The 12,141-nt window shown below is 60.4% G+C and carries 13 protein-coding genes; 4 read left to right on the top strand and 9 right to left on the bottom strand.

Translation table 11 applies throughout. The features are described from left to right. Positions 1 to 11: 11 nt before the first annotated feature. The 7 genes from GWK36_RS11525 to GWK36_RS11495 form a co-directional block, all read right to left on the bottom strand. The gene (locus tag GWK36_RS11525; protein WP_166271265.1) at positions 12 to 746 is read right to left on the bottom strand and encodes an anaerobic ribonucleoside-triphosphate reductase activating protein; all 735 of its coding nucleotides are present in this window, start codon (positions 744 to 746) and stop codon (positions 12 to 14) included. Further along, complete coding sequence (gene nrdD / locus GWK36_RS15715) at positions 739 to 960, bottom strand: anaerobic ribonucleoside-triphosphate reductase (protein WP_166271264.1); 222 nt, start codon at positions 958 to 960, stop codon at positions 739 to 741. The genes GWK36_RS11525 and nrdD overlap by 8 nt, the downstream gene beginning before the upstream one ends. A gap of 11 nt (positions 961 to 971) precedes the next feature. Beyond that, positions 972 to 3,008 (bottom strand): ribonucleoside triphosphate reductase, encoded by a 2,037-nt coding sequence (locus GWK36_RS11515; protein WP_425482756.1) that lies wholly within the window; start codon positions 3,006 to 3,008, stop codon positions 972 to 974. A gap of 281 nt (positions 3,009 to 3,289) precedes the next feature. Then, positions 3,290 to 4,450 (bottom strand): LbtU family siderophore porin, encoded by a 1,161-nt coding sequence (locus tag GWK36_RS11510; RefSeq protein WP_166271262.1) that lies wholly within the window; start codon positions 4,448 to 4,450, stop codon positions 3,290 to 3,292. 333 nt (positions 4,451 to 4,783) lie between these two features. Further along, a complete protein-coding gene (locus GWK36_RS11505) occupies positions 4,784 to 5,047 on the bottom strand; it encodes a hypothetical protein (protein WP_166271261.1) in 264 nt (87 codons plus the stop codon). Between the two features lie 301 nt (positions 5,048 to 5,348). Continuing rightward, a complete protein-coding gene (locus GWK36_RS11500) occupies positions 5,349 to 5,813 on the bottom strand; it encodes a hypothetical protein (protein WP_246237550.1) in 465 nt (154 codons plus the stop codon). Between the two features lie 10 nt (positions 5,814 to 5,823). After that, on the bottom strand, positions 5,824 to 6,537 hold the full coding sequence (locus tag GWK36_RS11495; RefSeq protein ID WP_166271260.1) for an SDR family NAD(P)-dependent oxidoreductase: 714 nt from the start codon (positions 6,535 to 6,537) through the stop codon (positions 5,824 to 5,826). A 188-nt stretch (positions 6,538 to 6,725) separates the two neighbouring features. Between GWK36_RS11495 and lapB the strand changes: the two genes are divergently transcribed. From lapB to galU, 3 genes are read left to right on the top strand one after another with little or no spacing between them, the layout of a single operon-like run. Then, a complete protein-coding gene (lapB, locus tag GWK36_RS11490) occupies positions 6,726 to 7,910 on the top strand; it encodes a lipopolysaccharide assembly protein LapB (protein WP_166271259.1) in 1,185 nt (394 codons plus the stop codon). Positions 7,911 to 7,942: 32 nt separating this feature from the next. Beyond that, a complete protein-coding gene (pyrF, locus tag GWK36_RS11485; RefSeq protein ID WP_425482755.1) occupies positions 7,943 to 8,653 on the top strand; it encodes an orotidine-5'-phosphate decarboxylase in 711 nt (236 codons plus the stop codon). Between the two features lie 2 nt (positions 8,654 to 8,655). Next, on the top strand, positions 8,656 to 9,537 hold the full coding sequence (gene galU / locus GWK36_RS11480; RefSeq protein ID WP_166271257.1) for a UTP--glucose-1-phosphate uridylyltransferase GalU: 882 nt from the start codon (positions 8,656 to 8,658) through the stop codon (positions 9,535 to 9,537). On the opposite strand, the gene gluQRS is transcribed toward galU, so the two are convergent. Together gluQRS and dksA are read right to left on the bottom strand one after the other, a co-directional pair. Beyond that, a complete protein-coding gene (gene gluQRS, locus GWK36_RS11475) occupies positions 9,524 to 10,471 on the bottom strand; it encodes a tRNA glutamyl-Q(34) synthetase GluQRS (RefSeq protein WP_166271256.1) in 948 nt (315 codons plus the stop codon). The two genes, galU and gluQRS, sit on opposite strands and share 14 nt — an antisense overlap. Next, positions 10,468 to 10,902 carry an RNA polymerase-binding protein DksA gene (gene dksA / locus GWK36_RS11470; protein ID WP_166271255.1) on the bottom strand — a complete coding sequence of 145 codons (435 nt, stop codon included), beginning with the start codon at positions 10,900 to 10,902 and terminating at the stop codon, positions 10,468 to 10,470. Before dksA ends, gluQRS begins: the two co-directional genes overlap by 4 nt. A 390-nt stretch (positions 10,903 to 11,292) precedes the next feature. Here dksA and GWK36_RS11465 point away from each other — a divergent pair, with 390 nt between their 5' ends. Further along, positions 11,293 to 12,123: an HAD-IA family hydrolase gene (locus tag GWK36_RS11465; RefSeq protein WP_246237549.1), complete on the top strand. Its 831-nt coding sequence runs from the start codon at positions 11,293 to 11,295 to the stop codon at positions 12,121 to 12,123. Positions 12,124 to 12,141 lie beyond the last annotated feature (18 nt).

Below are 12,141 nucleotides of genomic sequence, written 5' to 3'. Positions count from 1 at the left end.
GTAACTTAGATTTAGAGACCGCGAACCTCTAGACGGGCGAAGCAGTTGGGGTCCACGGCTGAGGCAAGCGTCTGGGGCGGCGTGCTATAGAGCGGTAAGGACGGGTCGAGCGCGTGCGCGAGTGTGCAGACCTGGAGCGCATAGTGACGCACCCCCGCATCGGCGAGGCGCTCGCTTAAGCACCGCACATAGTCAGGCGTCCAATTAGGCATCAGGGTGGTGCGGACCTCGAGATCGACGCCGGCCCCCACCAGGATCTCCAACGTCTCCCAGGCCCGCTGGCCTGAGGCCGGGACCCTGGTGATGGCCGGGTAGTCCTCGGGCAGGGCCTTGATGTCCAGCCCCACCCAATCGATGAACGGTAGGATGGCAGGCAGGTGCTCAGGATAGGCGCCGCTGGTATGGAGCCCGATCTTATACCCCAGCGCCCGGACCGCTTGCAGGGCAGCGGTTAGGGCGGTCTGGGCGGTCGGTTCACCGCCGCTGAAGACCACCGCATCGAGTAGTCCCTGCCGCTGTCGCAAAAAGCCTTCGATCCTTGCCCAGGTGAATGGCGGTCTCTCAGTGGCCTCGAGCAGATGTCCATTGTGGCAATAGCGACACCACCACGGACAGCCCTGACAAAAGACCACCGCCGCCAGCTCGCCTGGATAATCCAGGGTCGTCAAGGGCACCAGCCCGCCGACCCGTAAGGCCTCGGCGGTTGGGGCAGTAGGTCTTGTGGCGGGGCAGGCACCGTCAGGCATGGGCGTCTTCGAGGATCTGCACTTGGTCGCAGCAGACAGCAATATTGTCCAGTACCCCCTCGCGGAAATATCGACGCTCGCGATGTTCAGATTGCTTGCCGGCATTGAACGCCGAGACCGGGCGATGGTAGCCCATGACCCGCGTCCAGACTTCGCACGGGGTGCGTTCTTCGGTCTTCAGTTCAACAGCTTGGATCTTGATCGTCTCTTGCATGGTCTGCTCCTTCAATACATCGTTTCACACATCAGGTCGGCGCATTGGGTCTTGCGTTTACGTGCAATCAGCTCTTGATCGCAGATGGGGCAATATGGATGTTCACCAGCGATATAACCGTGTTTGGGGCAGATCGAAAAGATCGGCGTCACCGTTATATAAGGCAGGCGGAAATTTTCTAAAGCACGGCGCACCAGGCGTTTACATGCCGCGGCGGAAGAGATCCGCTCGTTCATATAAAGATGCAAGACCGTACCGCCGGTATATTTGCTTTGTAGCTCTTCTTGCATCGCCAGTGCCTCGAATGGATCATCGGTATAGCCGACTGGCAGTTGCGAACTATTGGTGTAATAGGGCGCATCTGGGGTACCAGCCTGGATGATATTGGGAAAGCGTTTTTGATCCTCGCGGGCAAAGCGATAGGTCGTTCCCTCTGCAGGTGTTGCCTCCAGGTTATAGAGATGGCCAGTCAGTTCTTGAAACTCGACCATGCGTGCGCGGATGTGATCGAGCAATCGGCACGCTAGCGCATGACCGAATGCCGTCGTGATATCCTCAGCATCGTCGGTGAAGTTGCGGATCATCTCATTGATCCCATTGACACCGATGGTCGAGAAATGATTACGCAATGTCCCGAGATAGCGCTTGGTATAGGGGAACAGCCCGTTATCCATGTGCCGTTGCACGACCTTGCGCTTGATCTCCAGGCTGTTTTTGGCAAGCTCAAGCAATTGATCGAGCCGCTTAGACAATCCCTCCTCATTGCCTTTAAATAAATAACCCAAACGGGCGCAATTGATGGTCACCACGCCAACCGAGCCGGTCTGCTCGGCTGAACCGAAGAGTCCATTGCCGCGCTTCAAGAGTTCCCGCAGGTCGAGTTGCAAACGGCAGCACATGGAGCGGACCATGTTTGGCTGGAGCTCGGAATTGATAAAGTTCTGGAAATACGGCAGCCCATATTTTGCCGTCATCTCAAAGAGAAGGTTGGTATTTTCGCTATCCCAAGGAAAATCCTTTGTGATGTTATAGGTCGGGATGGGGAAGGTGAAGATCCGCCCCTTGGCATCACCTTCGGTCATGACCTCGATATAGGCGCGGTTGATCATGTCCATCTCGGTCTGGAGATGGCCATAGGTAAATGGCTGCTCACGTCCGGCAATCACCGGCACCTGATCTTTTAGATCATCGGGGCAGACCCAATCAAAGGTCAGATTGGTAAATGGCGTCTGGGTCCCCCAGCGCGATGGGACATTAAGATTATAAATGAGCTCTTGGATATACTGCTTGACATGGGGATAATCGAGACGATCCACGCGCACGAATGGCGCCATATAGGTATCGAAACTTGAAAAGGCTTGGGCGCCAGCCCATTCGTTTTGCAGGGTCCCCAAGAAATTGACGATCTGACCGATCGCCGAGGACATATGCTTGGGGGGGGCGGCCTCGACCTTGCCGGGTACACCATTGAGCCCTTCGGTGAGCAGGGTGCGCAATGACCAGCCCGCGCAATAGCCAGACAACATATCGAGGTCATGAATATGGATGTCGCCCTCGCGATGGGCGCGCCCGATCTCAGGGGGATAGACATGATTGAGCCAATAATTGGCGACCATCTTGCCTGCGGTGTTAAGGATCAGGCCGCCAAGCGAATAACCCTGATTGGCATTGGCTGCAACCCGCCAATCCGACCGTTCAAGATATTCATTGATCGATGCTGCGACATCGACCAAGGTACGCCGATCAGCTCGCAATTTTTGATGTTGCTCGCGATAGACGATATAGGCGCGCGCGGTCGCGAAATAATCCGCAGCGATCAGGGTCTGCTCGACGATGTCTTGGATACTTTCGATGTCTGGATAGCGGCCATCGGCAAAGCGATGCGCCAGCACCTTGACCACCTGCTCAGTCAAGCGCCGTGCCTCCGCGCTCCCAAACTCGCCCGTCGCCAGACCTGCGCGATAGATGGCAGCCTCGATCTTGGCTGCTTCGAAGGGAACCTGTTTTCCGTCGCGTTTGATCACATGGGTTGGCGACAACATCTGCATGGACATTGCAATCCTCGGCGTGCCAGCTGGTTGGGTATAGGGATGGGGGATCTGTGTGCGGGTAGAAGAGGGTTTATGTGACAAATCAGGGGCTTTGCCTGAACGCCCTGATTTAACTCATACACACAATATATTGTGTGCGTCTAGCATACTGCTAACTAGATGCTGTATCCAATCGCTGGATCCAATCGGCCCGCTGGCGATGGTGGGTTGGTGTTGATGGCTGGCTGCGGGGAGTGGCAGCAGGGCCGTGACGGCCCTGCGCGCTGCCCAACAGCGGCTCAGAGTTCGATGGCGAGCTGGGCGGTGAAGGTCTCGGCAGATTTGCCGGTCCCCCCGTCGCGGGCAGGATAATCGCGGTCATGTGCCCATTCGAAGCCCAGGGAGACGCGTTCGATCAAGCCGATCCGCCAGCCGAGTAGCCAGCGTTCCCGCGGCAGTTCTAGGGCAAGCGCCTCACGGGTCCCCTGATAGGCAACAGCCGCGGTCGTTTCATGCCCATACAATGAAAAGCTGTAACCCACTTCAAGGTTCCAGGCTGCGGGGCGCGCCCCATGCTCCTTGAAGCCTAGGCTGAGCGGGTCAAAATCCTCGGTAGCCGAGAGATATTCGGCATATAGGCTGAGGGGCCCGAGATGCGCCAAGGCGTTGACCGTCCAACCAGGGGTGCGGTCGGTGGGATCGATGCTGATACCGGGGTCGAGCTCAGCGGCGCTGACCCGCTGATCATTGATGACATCTTGCAGGGTATCCGAGTCGCCGAGGTCGTTGATATAACCGGTACCGATCGACCAGGCGCGATCTTTATCCTCTTGGCCAACCGCCAGCATCGCCCCCCAGCCGCCGATCCGATCCTCGCTCTTGACCTTGTTGTCGCCCTTGAAAACATAAAGGCTGCCTGAGAACAGGCTCTGTTCAACCCCAAACTGCAAGGCCGTCTGCCGGGTCTCGCCCAATTCCAGGGTCAAGGGATCTGAGACCAGGTTGGTTTCATACATCCCGAATGGGACATAGAGCTGTCCCCCGGTCAATGAGAAGGGTGAGGCCTCGGCATTGGCTAATTTGAGGTAAGCGGTATCGACCTCGAGATTGGTCTCATATTGCTCATATAGGGCGCTTACCCCTGCTTTGAGCCAGTCATTGAGCTGAGAGATAAGTCCCAACTCTGCCGTCGCCAGGATCAGGTCATCGGTGCTTTCGCCCGTATAGGGTGAGACATGGCTGGCCTCGATTTCGAGCAGGGCTGAGACCTCAAGCTGACGCAGCCAACCGGGCAGAGATCGGTTATCCGCAAAGGGTCGCTTGTAAGATTCGGCGAGACGCTCAAGGCGCATGGTCTCGCCAGGGGAAGGTACAGCCTGCGGTTCGCTGGCTAGAACAGGGCCGGTGCCAGCAAAGACCAGGATCGCCAGATGGATCACTCGTTGGATCTTCAATGCCATGCTCCTCATCGATCAGGTTTGAGTCGAGATGTCTGGCCTGCTTGACTGCTTGATTGCGGGTGGCTGGGTTATCTAGACCTTGGCGCGGCAAGCTTGTCGCTGCTAGATGCAATCCCGTCAGGCAGGCCTCGATTGCCACCTCTATCGTAACACCGAATCTTTATGTCGTAATACCAAGGCTGGATAAATCCCCTGGCTATGTCTCTATCATCTTTGGCACTCAGGATGGTGTTTACGGGTCATATCTACCCTCATCTTCCTCAGAGGGTGCTTGGACATACCACGCCCATCGAAGCCACGAAAAAATGGTGCGCAGATAGCCCGATTTGTTCATCAATCAAGCCGCTTAATTGTCCGGAACCCGACACCTATTCCTTGAAGGTTGGCGCCGGTAGGGGTCTTATGGCGCTGGACGGGGCGCGCTTGATGTTCGCGTTCGATCACCCAGCTGGGCATCGCCAGCTCGACCGGGCACAGCTTGAGCCTCTGGCGCGCGACACTCACCGAGCGCTCGGCGGGGACGATGACCAGGCGCCTGGGGGGCAGGGGCTCCTGGATCTGCCGTACTGCCTCATATAGCCCAAGAAAAAAACCCATGGTCTTGTGCCCGCTGGCGATCGAGGCATGGATCTCACTTTTGGGGTCTGCGGAGTCAGTCTCTGTGCCCAGCGGGCGATGGTATCGGCAGTGAGCCGGTCGTCCTCGTCATCGCGGATGTTGTCGAAGGCCGTGCCGCCCGCGCGCTCGATGAGATGGATGTGGGATTCAGAAGGCTGGACCTCTGGGGCCATAGTCCCGATAAAGCCGGTAAGACCAGCCGGTCTCGGGACGCAAAAACTGTAGGCGGGCGTTGTCGGCGCTGCGGGTGCCTCATACGGGACCCAAGGTTGAGGCCGTTTTAGGGTAGGCGCTGAATGGCATCGAGGGCCTGTTCGTAGCGCTGGCGTAAGAGTTCGGGGAACTCCGAACCCTTGGCCCCAGCGCAGCCCCCAGCCTGTTGCAGACGTTCGACAAACGCGCGCTCCAGTCGCTCCTGGGCTCGGCGGTAATTGTGCTCGGGAAAGAGGTCGTCTTGGATACCGAGCACGGTCAGACGCAGCTTGCTGACGAGCAGCTTATTCAGGTTTTCGGCCCGCCGCCCTGACAGATCGCCGCGACAGCGGGCGTGATAGGCATCGAGATCCGCCGCCGCGGTGACGGCCTCGATCAAGAGGTCTTGGGTGGCGGCATCGAGCGCGAGCCCTGCCTGCGCTGCAGCAGTCCAAGCGAGGGTAGCGAACATCAGTACCCGGAAGCCCTTGGCTAGGGCTGAGACTGGGGGGCTATGACAGTGTGGAGACGGACGACCGGTTGGCTGAGGCACGATGACCCTCTTATCGAGATCCTTCGACCGGAATGGCCGCACCGGTGATCGCCCGCGAACGGTCCGATGCCAAGAATAGAATAACATCGGCGAGCGCCTCCAGGCTGACCCACTGGGCTGGATCTTGATCAGGCATGGCGGCGCGGTTGGACGGTGTATCCAGGGTACCCGGGAGGACACAGTTGACCCTGACCCCGCGGTGTTTTAATTCATCGGCCAGGGTCTCAGTCAGCCGCACCACCGCTGCCTTGGCGATACAGTAGGGGCCCATGTGTCCGATCCCGCGCAAGGCCGCGCGCGCCGCGACATGGATGATGCTGCCGCCCCCTGCGGCCAGGAGCTTGGGGATAACCGCCCGTGCGCAATGGAAGGCGGTACGAGCGTTGAGGTCGAGCATGGCATCCCAGTCGGCATCGGTTGTGTCCTGGATCGGGGGACCCATGCTAAAACCGCCAGCGAGATTGGCTAGGACCTGGAGGGTGCCGAAACGCTCCATCACCTGTTCGACCATGACGTTGACCTGCTGGGGATTGCGCAGATCGGCAGTCACGATCAGCGTCTCGCTGCCCGCGGGCAGGCTGGCCTGGGTTTGGCGCAGGGCATCGAGACGCCGTCCTGCCAGGGCGAGGCGGGCGCCTTGGGCGGCGAAGGCGCGCGCCACAGCGCCCCCGAGATGCCCCGAGGCACCGCTGATGAGGATGGTCTTGTCTTGCAGATCGCGCATCTTGAATCCCCATTGGTCATGCGAGTGGATTGAATGGCCCACACCGGGCAGCAACCTGCTAGACAGTGGGGTTTGATCCCAGGTTCGACAATACCCGCCACGCATCGCAACCTGCTGATCGGTATGATTTCGGTTCGACCGGGCGGATGCTTGCCTGTGTCCCAATCCAGGTTGCACCGGAGGAATCGATGATCGAGGTGCTTTTTCTGCTGCTACCTGTTGCGGCTGCCTCCGGCTGGTGGCTGGGTCAAAGGGAATGGCGCCGTCGCGGGGTGAATACAGTCTCGGCGCACCCTGATTTTCTGCGCGGTTTGAATTATCTACTTGCTGAGCAGCCGGACAAGGCCATCGATCTCTTCGTTCGCCTCACCGAGGTCGATCGCGAGACCGCCGAGACCCATCTGGCCCTGGGGAGCCTATTTCGCCGGCGCGGCGAGCTCGATCGCGCCATCCGCATCCATGCCAGTTTGATCGAACGTCCCCAGTTGAGCCCCGATCTGCGTGCGTTGGCGCTGTTTGAATTGGGCCAAGACTATCTCGGGGCTGGCCTCTTGGACCGCGCCGAAGCGTTGTTTCAAGAGCTCGTTCGCCTCGATCTCCAGACCGAGCGCGCGCTAGAGGCCCTGCGCGAGATCTATCAGCGCGAGCGCGACTGGCCCCGCTGTCTGGAGGTGGCGGAGCAATTGGCGGGGCTGACGGGCATGCAGCGTCCTGCCGAGGTTGCGCACTATTACTGCGAACTGGCCGAGGATGCACGCCGCAGGGGGGATTTGCCCAAGGCCCGCGCTCAGATCGATCTGGCCCTGGCATCCGATCCTGATTGCATGCGTGTCCTGGTGCTCGCCGGCCAGATGGCGCTAGCAGAGGGGGAGGCCAAACGTGCCCTGGAGTTGTTCAGACGGGTGGCCGCTCATGGTCCAACCTATGCCCCCGAGGTCTTGCCTGACTTGATCCAGGCCATGGAGTCATGCGGTGAGGATGTGATTGCCGAACTGGGGCTGCTCGTTGCTGGGCGTGCACATCCACCGCTGGTGCTAGCGCTCAGCGAGCGCATCGAACAGACCCAGGGGGCCAGCGCAGCCCTGGATCTCTTGGCTGATTATCTGGCGCATTGGGCCGATCTCGCCGTCTTGGAACGGTTCCTTGCCCTGCGCGCCCGCGCCGCCGGACCCGATGGCCGCACCCGGCGATATGCCGAGGTGGCGCTTGGTGTGGCCCGGCACCTCAGGCAGCATCAGCCGATCTATCATTGCGAACGCTGTGGTTTTCAGGCCCGTACCCTGCATTGGCAGTGTCCGAGCTGCCGCTGTTGGGGCACAATTGCCGCCATCCTGCCCGAGCCGATCGAACAGATCCCGGCCCAGAGCCCATGATCACGGCAATGAATTCGGCAAAGACATCCATTGTGACTGACCCCAAACCCATCATCGTCGCCCTCGATTTCCCCTCTGCGGCACCGGCCTTCGCCTTGGCCGAGCGCCTGGACCCTGCCCGCTGTCGGCTGAAGGTCGGCAAGGAACTCTTCACCCGCCTGGGTCCGGCTTGCGTCGAGCATCTCCAGCGGTCCGGCTTCGAGGTCTTTTTGGATCTCAAGTTTCATGACATCCCCAATACGGTCGCTGCCGCCTGTGCGGCGGCAGCCGACCTGGGGGTGTGGATGCTCAATGTCCATGTCTCGGGCGGGCGGGCGATGCTGGAGGCCGCGCGCGCTGCCCTGGCTGGATATGCCCAACCGCCGTTGCTGATCGGGGTCACGGTCTTGACCAGCCTGGCATCGTCCGATCTCGCCGAGATCGGCTGCCCAGACGAGCCCGAGGCGCGTGTCCTGGCCTTGGCGCGGCTCGCCCGGGATGCGGGTCTGGACGGTGTCGTTTGTTCGCCGCGCGAGGCGGCCAAGCTGAGGGCGGAGCTGGGGCGGGAATTCACCCTGATCACGCCCGGGGTCCGTCCGCTAGACAGCACCGCCGACGATCAAAGGCGCACCCTGACCCCAGCCGAGGCCCTGGCCGCCGGCGCCGATTATCTGGTCATCGGCCGCCCCATCACCCGGGCGCCGGACCCTTTACTAGCACTTGCAGCGATTGAACGCTCGATCACACACTGTTTGGAGAGTTGAACATGACCCAGGTCCGCAAGGCCGTCTTTCCGGTCGCAGGTCTTGGCACCCGCTTTTTGCCGGCGACCAAGGCCAGTCCCAAAGAGATGTTGCCGATCGTCGATAAGCCCTTAATCCAATACGCCGCCGAAGAGGCCGAGGCGGGCGGGATCGATCAGCTCGTCTTCATCACCGGACGCAATAAGCGCTCGATCGAAGACCATTTTGATACCGCCTATGAGCTGGAGTCTGAGCTCGAGCGTGCCGGCAAGCGCGATCTGCTCGAGATCGTGCGCAGTGTGTTGCCGGGCGATACCTCCTGTATCTATGTCCGGCAGGCGGTGGCACTCGGCCTAGGGCATGCGGTGCTGTGCGCCAAGCCCGTGGTCGGCAATGAGCCCTTTGTCGTCGTGTTGGCTGATGACTTGATCTACAGCCAAAGCAAGGGGGTCGTGGCCCAGATGATCGATGTCTATGCCCGTCATGGGTGCAGCGTCCTGAGCGTCCAGGAGGTACCGCGCGAGGAGACAAGCAAATATGGCATCGTCCAGGTCGAGCGCGATGGCGAAGGGGTCATGCGGGTGGTCTCGATCGTCGAAAAGCCCAAGCCCGAGGACGCTCCCTCCAATCTCGCCGTCGTGGGGCGTTATCTGCTAACTCCGCGGATCTTCGATAAGCTTGAGCGCATCGGTAAGGGCGCTGGCGGTGAGATCCAGCTGACCGATGGCATCTCCGAGCTCTTAAAGGATGAACCGGTGATCGCCTATCCCTTTGCAGGCAAACGCTACGATTGCGGCAGCAAGCTGGGGTATCTCGAGGCCACGGTCGAATACGCCCTGGCCCATCCCAAGCTGGGCCAGCAGTTTGCCGCCTATCTGCGTGGCCTGGAGCTCAGTAGGTTTTAACCGGCAGACAGGCACCGGTGGGTAGCCCAAGGCGGCGGGGGACGCGCTCGATCCGCCAGGCGGCGCTTGCTTCCCGCCAAAAGGCGCGCACCGAGCCTGCCCCGCTCAGCGGGGTCTGCCCGAGCAGCCGCCAGACCAGATGTAAAGCGGGTAGGGGATCGTTGGGGTCGAGCGGAAGCGCAGCAAGCGATTTGCTCAATTTACGCCCTGCCTCGTCGAGCACCAGCGGGACATGGGCATAGATCGGGGTCGGCAGTCGGAGATAGCGTTGTAACAGGATCTGGCGCGGGGTGGAGAGCAACAGATCCGCACCACGAACGACATGGGTGATGCCTTGATCGGCGTCATCGACCACCACCGCGAGCTGATAGGCATGGATGCCATCGGCGCGCCGGACCACGAAATCCCCGACTGCCTCGGATACCGCGTGTCCCTGGTGGCCTTGGATGCGATCCTGAAATAGGATGGGCTCGGCGTTGGTCATGAGGCGCAAGCTGCGTGCCTGGCGTCCGGGTGGAGGCCCTTGACGGCAAGTCCCGGGATAGATGGGGCCCTCGATCCCGTGGACGGCATGGGCGGCGATCTCGGTGCGGCTACAGGCGCAACCATAGACCAGCCCCTGCGCCTGTAACTGCCCCAAGGCGGCATCATAGGCATCGAGTCGGGTGCTCTGCCAGAGTACAGGCTCGTCCCATTCCAGCCCAAAGGTGCTCAAGGTCCTTTGGATGGAGACGGCGGCACCGGACACGAGCCGCGGGCGATCGAGATCCTCGATGCGCAACAGCCACACACCATCCTGGGCTCGAGCATCGGCATAACTGGCCACAGCCGCCAGCAATGAACCGAGATGCAGCGGGCCGGTCGGGGAAGGGGCAAAACGCCCCCGATAGACGGCAGACCCGCTGGAGGCCTTCGGTTCAGCCGGAGGGCTCATCCGAGTTGTTTTTCACGGATCTCTTCGAGCGTCTTGCAATCGATACACAGGGTAGCCGTCGGGCGCGCCTCCAACCGGCGGATGCCGATCTCCACCCCACAGGATTCGCAATAGCCATACTCGTGTTCATCGAGCCGCTTGAGTGCCTCATCGATCTTTTTGATCAGCTTGCGCTCGCGGTCGCGGGTGCGCAACTCTAGGCTGAACTCGGATTCTTGAGTGGCGCGGTCGTTGGGATCGGGGAAATTGGTCGCCTCATCCTGCATGTGATGCACGGTACGATCGACCTCCTCGATCAGCGAACGCTTCCAGGCCAAGAGGATCTGGCGAAAGTGCTCCTCCTGACGCGGATTCATATATTCCTCACCCTCCTCGGGCTGATATGGCTCGAAGGAATACGGCTCGATGCTGAATCCTCGTGTATCGGTCATCTGAGTCTCCTGATACGGCCGTAGGCCCGTTGCCGCAACCTCTCGGCCTTGGGTCGATAGATCTAGGGCTTGCGGACAATTCCGCAATGAGTCCGAGCCCAAGCAAACGTGCCTAACTACCAGATTGCTTGGCGCTGTGCAACTAGGGGTCATTCACAATCAAATTTAGAGCGGTAGCACAGGTCAGAGGTACGAACGCCAGGCAAGACTTGGAGAGTGCGTCTGGTGGGCAAAGATACGTCAGAAGTGCTAGTTGATCCGGCAGAATAAGCACTCGATCAGGTTACAGCCCAGATAAAGCAGCGGCTTGCTCTCAGGTGACCAGCAGGGACCTGGGTATTGCGCACATCCTGCTTGCTGGCACACTCAATATCCAAACCCTCAACCCCTATGACGCTCAACCCACGCGCTATGCAACAGAGCCGGTTTAAACCCACTGATGAATTAAAGGCGATCATCTTCGATGTCGATGGCACCATCGCTGAGACCGAGCGCGATGGACATCGCTGCGCATTCAATGCCGCATTCGCGGCGGCAGGACTGGACTGGTATTGGGACCCTGTCCTCTATGGCGAGTTGCTGGCGGTGGCAGGCGGCAAGGAGCGGATTGGGTATTTCCTGGGGCGCACTGGCATCCAACCCGCTGGCATCGATCCTGATGCGCTCGCCGCTGAACTGCATCGCGCCAAGACTGTGCATTATCTGGATCTCGTGCAGTCTGGTGCGATCCCGCTGCGCCCCGGTGTGCTGCGTCTATGGCGCGAGGCGCGGGCGCATGGCGTGCGGCTGGCGATTGCGACCACGGCTGCGCCCGAGGGTGTCAGGGTGCTCCTGGAGCGATCCGGCGGGGCGGGTGTAGCCGATTGGTTCGAGGTCATCGCCGCCGGCGATATCGTGCCCAATAAAAAGCCAGCGCCGGATGTCTATCTCTATGTCCTGGAGCGTCTTGGGCTCGGTCCAGAGGCATGTGTCGCGATCGAGGATTCGGACAATGGGGCGCGCGCGGCCCTTGCCGCCGGTATCCGCGCGCTTGTGGTGACGATCAACGACTATACCGCCCAGCAAGACTTCAGCGGCGTACCCTTGGTGGTCGATGGTCTGGGCGAGGCCGGCGCCCCGCCCCGGGTCTTACAGGGCGAGCTCTATGGCCGGCAATGCGTGGATCTCGAGACGCTCAGGCTGTTGCGGCGGCAGGTCTGGTCGAGCAGGGGGCCGGCTTGATTGGATAATGCGGCGTCG

The organism is Caldichromatium japonicum (genome assembly GCF_011290485.1).
Lineage (GTDB): Bacteria > Pseudomonadota > Gammaproteobacteria > Chromatiales > Chromatiaceae > Thermochromatium > Thermochromatium japonicum.
This window is presented reverse-complemented; position numbering and strand designations above follow the sequence as displayed.

What these genes read in the sequence shown, in the direction of transcription:
- GWK36_RS11525 (WP_166271265.1), bottom strand. Translation starts at nt 746, where the DNA reads ATGCCTGACGGTGCCTGCCCCGCCACAAGACCTACTGCCCCAACCGCC.
- nrdD (WP_166271264.1), bottom strand. Translation starts at nt 960, where the DNA reads ATGCAAGAGACGATCAAGATCCAAGCTGTTGAACTGAAGACCGAAGAA.
- GWK36_RS11515 (WP_425482756.1), bottom strand. Translation starts at nt 3,008, where the DNA reads ATGCAGATGTTGTCGCCAACCCATGTGATCAAACGCGACGGAAAACAG.
- GWK36_RS11510 (WP_166271262.1), bottom strand. Translation starts at nt 4,450, where the DNA reads ATGGCATTGAAGATCCAACGAGTGATCCATCTGGCGATCCTGGTCTTT.
- GWK36_RS11505 (WP_166271261.1), bottom strand. Translation starts at nt 5,047, where the DNA reads ATGGGTTTTTTTCTTGGGCTATATGAGGCAGTACGGCAGATCCAGGAG.
- GWK36_RS11495 (WP_166271260.1), bottom strand. Translation starts at nt 6,537, where the DNA reads ATGCGCGATCTGCAAGACAAGACCATCCTCATCAGCGGTGCCTCGGGG.
- lapB (WP_166271259.1), top strand. Translation starts at nt 6,726, where the DNA reads ATGATCGAGGTGCTTTTTCTGCTGCTACCTGTTGCGGCTGCCTCCGGC.
- galU (WP_166271257.1), top strand. Translation starts at nt 8,656, where the DNA reads ATGACCCAGGTCCGCAAGGCCGTCTTTCCGGTCGCAGGTCTTGGCACC.
- gluQRS (WP_166271256.1), bottom strand. Translation starts at nt 10,471, where the DNA reads ATGAGCCCTCCGGCTGAACCGAAGGCCTCCAGCGGGTCTGCCGTCTAT.
- dksA (WP_166271255.1), bottom strand. Translation starts at nt 10,902, where the DNA reads ATGACCGATACACGAGGATTCAGCATCGAGCCGTATTCCTTCGAGCCA.
- GWK36_RS11465 (WP_246237549.1), top strand. Translation starts at nt 11,293, where the DNA reads ATGACGCTCAACCCACGCGCTATGCAACAGAGCCGGTTTAAACCCACT.